The sequence below is a fragment of the Coleofasciculus sp. FACHB-712 genome (assembly GCF_014695635.1).
In the GTDB taxonomy this organism is placed as follows: Bacteria; Cyanobacteriota; Cyanobacteriia; order Cyanobacteriales; family FACHB-T130; genus FACHB-T130.
In genome coordinates this window covers 1-9074 of sequence record NZ_JACJOQ010000683.1, presented here as the reverse complement: position 1 = coordinate 9074, position 9074 = coordinate 1, and the positions used below count along the sequence as shown (strand labels likewise).

The window sequence follows — 9074 nt, the reverse complement described above, 5'->3', positions numbered from 1 at the left end:
AGCGTTTATTTAAGATGGCACCGATTCACCACCATTTAGAACTGAGTGGCTGGAGTGAAACCCAAGTGGTTGCCGCCTTTTATCTGATTAACGGCATTTTAGCTTTGTTGTGTCTTGTCCTCCGTTAGTTAAAAGAGCCTAGTTAAAATAGCCGTTGTCAATCATCCTTTGGTGTCTAAAACCGCACAAGCTGGGCGTCCACCAAAGGTTTGAATCGCTCCAACTACATCCACAATGGGCAGCAGCAGAAAACAGGGGAATAGAAGAAGGCAGTTTTTAATTTTTTCTGTTCTCCTATCCGGAATTTTTTGCCTATACATCCAACTCATGCGTCTGGGTTATGCTGTACCGCTGCCCTATCTTCTGCACGTCTTTTGCTGGAATAATTGTTCCGATAATCTTTTTTCAAATCATTTACATCCTAAAGTTCTAGGAAATGGTCTTTTAAACTATACGCATCAGCTTACACAGTTAGTAGATTCTCCAGAAATAGACAAGAATAAAGTCTCTATACTCATTGAGAAATCCAGGTACAGGCTGACAGTTTATTACGATAAAAAGCCCCTGAAGTCTTATCCAGTGGTTTTGGGCTTCAACTCAGTGGATGATAAGCTCAAAGAAGGGGATGGCAGCACGCCAGAAGGCATATTCAAGATAAAAGACCTCTATACTCATCCTACGTGGTCAAAGTTTCTCTGGCTGGATTACCCAACTAAAGATTCTTGGAGAAAACATATCAAAGCCAAGGGAAACGGAAAAATAAATTGGCTTGATTCAATCGGGGGACAGGTAGGAATTCACGGCGTCCCTGATGAGCAAGACTTTTTGATAGAAAAGCGCTCAAATTGGACATTAGGCTGTATTTCTTTAAAAAATCGAGATGTTGAAGAGTTATATCAAGTTGTGAAAAAAGGAACGGAAGTCGAAATTATTCAATAAAATGCCAAGTTTTAATTTTTAATCAAGGTCTGCGATCGCTTGTTTTACTAAACAGACGGAGTCGGTAGCCATCGCACCCCCTCCATCCGTCCACCTGAAGGAAAATCAAAGCCCCATCGCTAACGCATCTGGAAATTCTAGGCTTCGCAAATCCAGCGACGATCCTTTTCCCTCCTGCTAACCGAGTAGGTAAGGGAAAGCACATCTGTCAAACAAAAATAGACAATTTTAGTGCGTTCAATTATATTATTGATGGTTGCATTTGGATAGTCCAGAAGTCCGAACAAATAGAGGTTCAAAAAGTTCGTTACATTAAAAAAAACAGCAGCAAAGGAACACAGCTGTTAAGAAAATACTGTTACAGGACTTACGCACTGAAAGCTTGAAACCTAGAACCGACATAACCCCCCGATAAATTGGGGGAACCGGAAAAGTCCCCCAATTTATCGGGAGATACAAGGGGGATCTCTGCGTAAGTCCTATATTAAAAAAACGTAGCGGCAAGGAAAGATAAATGACAGGAAAATTGTTACTGGTAGACGACGAACCCGGACTGCGCGAAGCAGTCAAAGAATATCTGCAAGACAGTGGTTTTACCGTTCAGGTTGCCAGTAATGCTGGTGACGCATGGCAGATGTTGCAGAAGAACCAGCCGGATTTAGTGATTTCAGATGTGATGATGCCCAAGGTGGATGGGTATCAATTCCTCAAGCAGCTGCGGGAAGATCCTCGCTTCAAAAATTTACCTGTAGTATTTTTAACGGCTAGAGGCATGACAAGCGATCGCATCCAAGGCTATCAAGCGGGGTGCGATGCGTATCTCCCGAAGCCCTTTGATCCAGAGGAATTGGAGGCAATTGTCAAAAACTTACTGGAACGTCGCACCACTCCAACTAGCACCACCGGCGGTAACGATATTGAGGACATCAAGCAACAGATTGCTGCCATCCGGGGGATGTTAGAAGATACAAATCGAATCCCCCAGTCGCCTTCCCATATCCGCATAGACTTAACGCCACGAGAGCAGAGTGTTTTAGACTTGGTTGCGGAAGGATTGATGAATAAAGAAATTGCCCGACGCTTGGAAACCAGTGTCCGCAACGTTGAGAAGTATGTCAGCCGCTTGTTTAGCAAGACAGGGACGAATAGCCGCACCGAGTTAGTGCGCTATGCCCTTGAACACGGTTTGACTCGATAACTGTCCTCGCTCTCAAAACGTTTAGGGGAACGGGCTAAGCCCGTTCCCTTACGTGTTTTTTTATCTATATCTGTGCTTGTCTTTAAGAGCGAGCGCACTGGCGATTATTAAGAACTGTTGCGTTTATTAAAGAAAATTGTGCTTTTCTCATTGATCCCTTAAGGTTGCTGGTATTCTTCATTTAATACAATTCAGAAATTAAAAGAAAACCACATGAAAGTTTCACAAGCGCCACATCTGGGTCAATCAGTTTCTCTAGCAATTCTTTTAGTATTGATGAGCGTCAGTGTTACCGTCCTGATGGTTATTCAAAGTGGAATCTAACTTTAAAAATAGCTAATTTTTGCTAATTTTACCTAAACAAAAGCCGCTCCGCAATGAGCGGCTTTTGTTTGGCTAAAAGTGACATTATATTTCTTTAGATAGAAGCGGAAAGTGACTAAATACGTAGGTGTTTGTTAAATCAAAAATTGTAGCTGCGGGTGCCACCCATTCGTCTGTAAAAATCAGCCGAATGACATTTTAAAAAGTGAAAGGGTTTACCATCAGTCGTAGCGTAGCAAAATAAATCATTGCTTCACTCACTTCTGGTATGCGAGTTCTATTTGTTTGTACTGGCAACACCTGTCGCAGCCCGATGGCACAAGCGCTATTTCAGAAAAAGATTCGGGAACTGAGGCAAAGGCAGGAAATCTTAGCTGAAATTGAGGTGCGTTCAGCGGGACTTTATAAATTTAAGGGGATACCTGTTTCGCCCCATACTCTAACGGTATTGGCAGAGTACGGAATTCAATATGACTGCGAACCGCAAGGGTTAAAGCCAGAACTCGTCGAATGGGCAGATTTAGTGCTGACGATGACAAAGTTTCATAAATATATTGCGATCGCGATCTATCCGGAGGCGCTCAACAAGACTTTCACGCTCAAAGAATTTGTAGGAGAACAAAATTCCTTAGATATTAGCGATCCCGTTGGCAAATCTTTATCCAGATATCGCCACTGCGCTCAGGAAATCGACTTGGCACTCAATCTTTTACAGCAGAAGTTAGTCCGCATCTTATCGGAAAGCAGCTTTGGTTCTTTTGCATTCCCCACGCCTCAACCCTTACCCCGCACCCTACCGCTGTTCAGGTGGCTGATTGGACTGACTCGGTTAACTCAGAAAACGCGCACTTGAGACATGACTTCATTTTTGAATATCCTTATGAAGGATTCACTGAGTTCTGGTGGCTGTTAATCTAAATAGATATAGATGTGCTGCGCCGCATTGAATTCGGGCTTCCCATGCAAAAACGATTTAGATAACAATGTTTAACTATTCCACCTTTACCGCAGCATTGGTGCGAGAGACGAAAGCCCGTGAAGATGCGCTACCGCTGATGGATGAAACCCGCGGCTCTCGGTTTTTTCTTTACTCTAATCCTACGGACAAAGTGTGTCTGTTCTTTCATGGGTTTACTGCCACTCCAGAACAATTTGTACCCATAGGAGAAGCTTTCTTTAAGGCAGGCTACAACGTCTTGATTCCTTTGCTCCCTGGGCATGGGATTGCAGGCAATTGGGATGGAGATAACCCTCCTCCGCTTCCCGAAGAACAAGAAGTTTATCAACAGTTTGGGATTTACTGGCTACAACAAGCTCAAGCTTTGGGAAGAAAAGTAGTAGTGGGAGGGCTTTCTGGTGGCAGCACTTTGGCCGCTTGGCTATGCCTAGAACGCGCCGTACAAATTTATCGGGCTTTGCTGTTTGCCCCTTATTTGAGTGGCAGCAATAAAGTAGTCGATTTGTTTGTGCAGGTATTTAATATCTATTTTAAGTGGAAGACTGCACCGGGAGTCGCACATTTTGGTTATGACGGCTTTCTCATGCCATCATTGCGAGTATTTTTAGATATGGGAAAAGATATTTTCGAGCGGGCGGAAACGAGTTACGCTGCGCCCATGTTGATTGTGTCGAGCGAAAGCGATCGCGCAGTCGGCGACGAAGAACATAAAGCTCTGTTTAAAACCTTACTCCCGCAACAACCCAAGTGCTGGTATCACCGCTTTGACCAAACTCTGAATATTCAGCACAATATGATGACCAAAGCAGAGGGGAATGAATACGCAGACTTAGTAATCGCAGTGGCTAAAGCCTACGTCGAGAGCGATTTAACCTGGGGTGAAGTCGAGGAGATGCGCGATCGCTTGCAGCAGGGTGACTCCTTCCATAGGGTAGTGAATCAACTCCATCTGAGTCAACGGGTTTCTCCCGATCTATCTAGAATCATGCCATTGCTAGCGCTGGATTAAATAAAAGTCAGTTATTCGCCGCGCTTTGCAAGCGGCTCCAGCTCCCCTCTGGAGCTTACCTAGAGCAGGGTGGTTTCATACAGCGGTAGAAAAATCAGAATACTTATTAAGAGTATCTAAACATCTACGGTTGAAAACAAGATGAATCTGATCGAGGAGTTGCAAAAAATCCCAGACTATCGACACATTCGCGGACGCAGACATGAATTGTGGTTGGTACTGCTACTGATGTTACTGGGAGCTATGAGTGGGTATTGGGGCTACCGACCACTTGAAGATTTTACCGTTGTACACAGACAAAGGTTGATACAACTGTTCAGCCTTGAAGACACAATCAAGTTTCCTTCCTACTCAACATTCCGACGTGTTCTCAAAACACTCGATTTTCATCCATTAACGAACCTATTTAACACCTGGACCGTAATTTTTGTACCGCCAAATTCTGGGGAAAGACTAGCAATTGATGGAAAAAGCATCCGTTGCACGCTTACAGATTATGCTGAGTTATACCAAAACTTTATCAGTGTTATGTCAGTTTACAGCCATCAACGTGGAATTTTACTGCGGACACAACCAATGTCCAACCAGCTAGAGACATAGATAGCTGTCGTTGAGCAATTGGTGTCGGAATTTATTGGTCAACAGGTGGTTTTCACTCTCGACGCTCTACACTGCCAAAAAAACCGCCCAGCAAATCATCTCTGGTGGGAATGATTGCTTAATTGGATTAAAAGCAAATCAGCCGACACTTTACAAAATGGCTCACGCCCCAATTACAGCAGGATATCCTCTTATCGTGCGCTACGAGTGTAGAAGAGATTCATTCTCAAGTCGTGCAGCGCGAGTGTAAGGTTTTCCCGGTTTCTGAAAAAATCTAAAAAACCTGATCTGGACTTAAAGCCTTTATTGTCGTTGAACTTTCTGGTGTCCGCGAGCGCCAGCATGGCAGATCAGCGTCAGTTTTATATTTCTAGCCAGTGTCTGGAAGCCAAACAGTTGCTTGCCGATAGCCGAGGACATTGGGGAATAGAAAATCGGTTGCAATGGGTCAAAGATGTTACATTTGTCGAAGATTGCCCGTCCCGTCGTGGTGGGAATGCTCCAGTAAATTGGGTGATTTTGCACACCTTTTTCATTACTATCGCCAGATTTCTTGGTTTCCGAACTATCCCTCAAGCACAACGTGCTTTATCCAATCAACTCGATTGAGTTTTTTCTGTGTTTGTATGAAACCACCCTGCGGTCATAATCCCCGCAAGGGGACTGAAACAGATTCCTTATTGCAATGTCTACTTGCCCCTCGTTTTGGGTTTCCTCGGTCATAATCCCTGCAAGGGGACTGAAACTTGGGATCGGAATAATCATGCTTCACTGCTTACTATCCCCCCGAAATCCTAATTTAGAGTTTTCTCACACACTTGAATTCACTTGAGAAAGCACTTCACCATATCTGGACCAAAATAATGAACCAATCGTCCATTCATACCAGGTATAACTATCGCGTCCAAGACCCATGTCAGATTGTGAATCTTCCCAATGATGGCTCTTCCGAGTTCCCCCTCCTACAGTAAATAGGGTTCGTAGATGCCCTGCCGGTGCGCTTAGAATATAGGGAATATTATTCTGCCGCTTGATGGAAAAGCCCTGTTCTATCTCATTTTTTTCCATCTGCCACCCTACAGTATTGATGAACGCTCCCACACCGAATGCCTCTCCTACTTTCTGGACAATGTATTTCCATATTTGGTACTGAATGCCAAACCCAAATTGACCACTACTGTAATATGTCCACAATCGATCAATAGTTAGAAGGTCTTCAAGGGGCAACCTTGGGATATAGCACTATGCAAATAGATTAGGACAATTCCTGAACGCAGAATCCACACATTTTCTGACCGAATCAAATTCTGACAAGCTCTGTTTCATCCATGTCTTAAACACAGCCCACCAATTTTCAATTTTATTTAAGTCAGGTGAATAAGCGGGCAAATCCCAGATTTCGCATCCTGCTGCTTCTACTAGTTTTTTCAGGGTCTCACCTTTAGGAAAAGTGGCATTATCAATTATAATATGTCTCCTGGAATCAATTGAGGAATTAAACAGTTGGTTAGCCAAGCTTCAAATAAGTGACGATTAAATGACCCTTCAAAAGTCAGAGGAGCAAACAACTGTTTCTCTCTTATTGCACTAATCCAACTCACTCTTTCTGTTCTTTTTCCAGACTTAAGGGCATAATCCCTCTTTTGTTACTAGGGGGAGAGGATAATCAGGAAGAGATTCAACTAGCAATAGAGAAACTGACAGGAGAAGCGCGAAAATCATTCATGAAGTGAATTAATTTCAAAAAGCAATGTTTCATCCCAGGAATGTTAAATACTTGTAGCCAGGATTGAATCAAACAGTAGAAAATATAAGGTTGAATAATTAATCTCAGGTTATTCAATGCACTCTTCCAGGTCGTACCGGACTCCCAATCAGGATGTTGACTATGTTGAGAAATATTGGAGTCGCTTGAGTCTGGCACTAATGATGTAGATGTTGGGCTTGATTGGGGTGAAAATTGAAATGAAGCAGCTTGAATGCTGACTAAAAGATAGGCGCTAAAAATGATTTCCCACCACCGTTCAATACTTTTATAGTCAGTTAGACGAAAATCCGCCCAGCCCAGTTCATTTTTAACTTGCTTAAAACCATATTCAATCCAGTTTAGTAAACTATATAGCTCAGCTACATTCGGTGACAAATCAACTGATAAATTGGTCATAATGTACCAACTTTCCTCTCCGGTTGGGTCGGGATTATTCGTCTTACTAATTTGGTAATATCTCCGGCGGTGACGTTTGCCAAAAATAATTTCTCTCAGGTAACGAGTTTCGGTTGGGCGGTGCGAAAGCTTTTGCTGATAAGCTTTCCATCGGTTATCACGTTTTCGGCTTCCGGGCGGTATCAACACTCCATGATTAGAGCGAATTGCGACGATAAACATCATTTGTAACTTCTCTATGCAGCTAATTACATCTCCACTTTCTCCGTACAGGCTATCTGCTAAAACTAACTTGATTTTAAATCCCCATTCTTTTGACTCTTGAATCATGTCTATTGCTATTTGGGGTTTGCTTTTATATTTATCTCCTGGTTTCAGGCGGTTTTTTGGTTTAAATATTTGAAAGAGCAATGGATCAGTAATTCCATCTACTACCCCATAGGCGTTTACTGACACTATTCCATTTTCCGTTTTACCTAAATTTCCAATATATTGACGAGTTACATATTCTGTGGCTTTTCCCTTTTTCTTATCCCCGGTTTCGTCCACACATAAAATTATTTCTCTTTCCCCAATCAATATCCTTGTTAACCACAGCCTCATTTGTCTTAATTTTTTTGTATCCCACTGTGCATCTCTCAAAAAATGATGTAATGATTGACTAGATTTTAGCCCTACTGTTTTCGCTATTTTTGGCAAGGATTTTTGGGGGATTTCTGATAGTATCCCTAAGTGTAAATACTTGAATGCTTCAAAATGCCTGACATCCTCAAATATTGAATAATAGTGTTGACAATAGTTATCGATGAAGCCAACTGTATTTACTGCTTCTCTACGTGGCGTAACCATTGCTGTTACTTACTGTTTCTGGTTTTCTTCCTGATTATCCTCTCCCCCTAGTAACAAAAGAGGGATTACTAGCTTGGCTTTTTCCCATCCCTCCATCTATTGCCTCTATTACTTTTATTCTCAAGTCATAACTGTAGGGAGCTGGCATTTTTTTCTCCTGTTCACTCCTTTCTCTTGTGTCCTAACCCTTGCTTCGCTTGCTATAATCAATTACCCAGAATTTCCCAATTCAATGGTTAAAATATAGACAACTTATTAATCCTATGCCTCGGATTACGCCATGTTCATTCCCCCTATATTGCCAACGAGTTAATTCAATTTCCTCTGAATATCTTTTATCAATAACCGTGTCATCAAAAATTAAATAAGCATCTTCGTCTATCTCAATTACATCTTTAACGTTATTCCAAAGTAACCGGGGTGTTAACTTTTCATACAGAAGATAGCGATTAATTTTATCATGGGTTATTGCTTCTAAATGCTCAGGTAAATTGGTAATTGTATAATTAATTTGACTGCTCAGTAAATACTGACAATATTTGAGTTTTGTAAACTTCATTCTGCCTCTCAACTGGCACTCAAACTTATTTCCTCATCAAGGCGCTTTCCCGCCTTGAAAAACATTCTATTAATTCTTCTTCTACTCTCTAGGATTTGGTACAAATGTTATATTAGTAGTCGCATTTTCTGTGACTATGTGCCAGTTGCGTAAGTCCTGGGAAAGAGGAGACATCGCCGTTTACTACTTCATAAAGCAACCAGTTGCGATCGCCCGAACAGTACCGAAGGCGAAGGCGATCGCTGTCTCGACTTTCGATCCACTGCCGAACCGGAAGTTAAGCCTTATCATTAGCTAAACTTGACATCAATTGATAGTTAACTTTGTATTAACATGGTTAATACAGCAGATTGCAGGTATATAGAGTACATTGAGGTCAGTGCATGAACAGGTAGAATGAAACCTTACTCCATCGACTTTCGAGAAAAAGTAGTCAAAGCATACGAACAAGAAAACACATCGATTAGGAAATTA

Annotated in this window: 10 protein-coding genes and 2 pseudogenes; 8 read left to right on the top strand and 4 right to left on the bottom strand. The window is 42.1% G+C overall.

All coding sequences use genetic code 11. The features are described 5' to 3' along the window. The 7 genes and pseudogenes from H6F50_RS27435 to H6F50_RS25585 all read left to right on the top strand — a co-directional run. Window positions 1-128 (top strand): annotated as a pseudogene (locus H6F50_RS27435) (phospho-N-acetylmuramoyl-pentapeptide-transferase); the annotation flags it as partial. 199 nt (window positions 129-327) lie between these two features. After that, window positions 328-939: a L,D-transpeptidase gene (locus H6F50_RS25610; RefSeq protein ID WP_242029209.1), complete on the top strand. Its 612-nt coding sequence runs from the start codon at window positions 328-330 to the stop codon at window positions 937-939. A gap of 514 nt (window positions 940-1453) precedes the next feature. Next, window positions 1454-2137, top strand: coding sequence for a response regulator transcription factor (locus H6F50_RS25605; RefSeq protein ID WP_190414852.1), 684 nt, complete (start codon window positions 1454-1456; stop codon window positions 2135-2137). Between the two features lie 592 nt (window positions 2138-2729). After that, on the top strand, window positions 2730-3314 hold the full coding sequence (locus tag H6F50_RS25600) for a low molecular weight protein arginine phosphatase (protein ID WP_190430875.1): 585 nt from the start codon (window positions 2730-2732) through the stop codon (window positions 3312-3314). 130 nt (window positions 3315-3444) lie between these two features. Continuing rightward, the gene (locus tag H6F50_RS25595; protein ID WP_190430874.1) at window positions 3445-4428 is read left to right on the top strand and encodes an alpha/beta fold hydrolase; all 984 of its coding nucleotides are present in this window, start codon (window positions 3445-3447) and stop codon (window positions 4426-4428) included. Between the two features lie 141 nt (window positions 4429-4569). Further along, window positions 4570-5028: a transposase family protein gene (locus tag H6F50_RS25590; protein WP_190430873.1), complete on the top strand. Its 459-nt coding sequence runs from the start codon at window positions 4570-4572 to the stop codon at window positions 5026-5028. A gap of 342 nt (window positions 5029-5370) precedes the next feature. Beyond that, entirely contained in the window at window positions 5371-5637 is a 267-nt protein-coding gene (locus H6F50_RS25585; RefSeq protein ID WP_190430872.1) for a hypothetical protein, read from the top strand. A 201-nt stretch (window positions 5638-5838) separates the two neighbouring features. Here the strand turns inward: H6F50_RS25585 and H6F50_RS25580 are convergent, their stop codons facing one another. The 4 genes and pseudogenes from H6F50_RS25580 to H6F50_RS25560 all read right to left on the bottom strand — a co-directional run bounded on the left by H6F50_RS25580 (window position 5839) and on the right by H6F50_RS25560 (window position 8600). Next, the gene (locus tag H6F50_RS25580; protein WP_277879384.1) at window positions 5839-6255 is read right to left on the bottom strand and encodes a GUN4 domain-containing protein; all 417 of its coding nucleotides are present in this window, start codon (window positions 6253-6255) and stop codon (window positions 5839-5841) included. A 15-nt stretch (window positions 6256-6270) separates the two neighbouring features. Beyond that, window positions 6271-6671 (bottom strand): annotated as a pseudogene (locus tag H6F50_RS25575) (transposase); the annotation flags it as partial. A gap of 35 nt (window positions 6672-6706) precedes the next feature. After that, window positions 6707-8041: an IS701 family transposase gene (locus H6F50_RS25570; protein ID WP_242029208.1), complete on the bottom strand. Its 1335-nt coding sequence runs from the start codon at window positions 8039-8041 to the stop codon at window positions 6707-6709. Between the two features lie 229 nt (window positions 8042-8270). After that, window positions 8271-8600, bottom strand: coding sequence for a hypothetical protein (locus tag H6F50_RS25560; protein ID WP_199292374.1), 330 nt, complete (start codon window positions 8598-8600; stop codon window positions 8271-8273). 136 nt (window positions 8601-8736) lie between these two features. Here H6F50_RS25560 and H6F50_RS25555 point away from each other — a divergent pair, with 136 nt between their 5' ends. After that, on the top strand, window positions 8737-8898 hold the full coding sequence (locus tag H6F50_RS25555) for a hypothetical protein (protein WP_190430869.1): 162 nt from the start codon (window positions 8737-8739) through the stop codon (window positions 8896-8898). The last annotated feature ends 176 nt before the right edge of the window (window positions 8899-9074 follow it).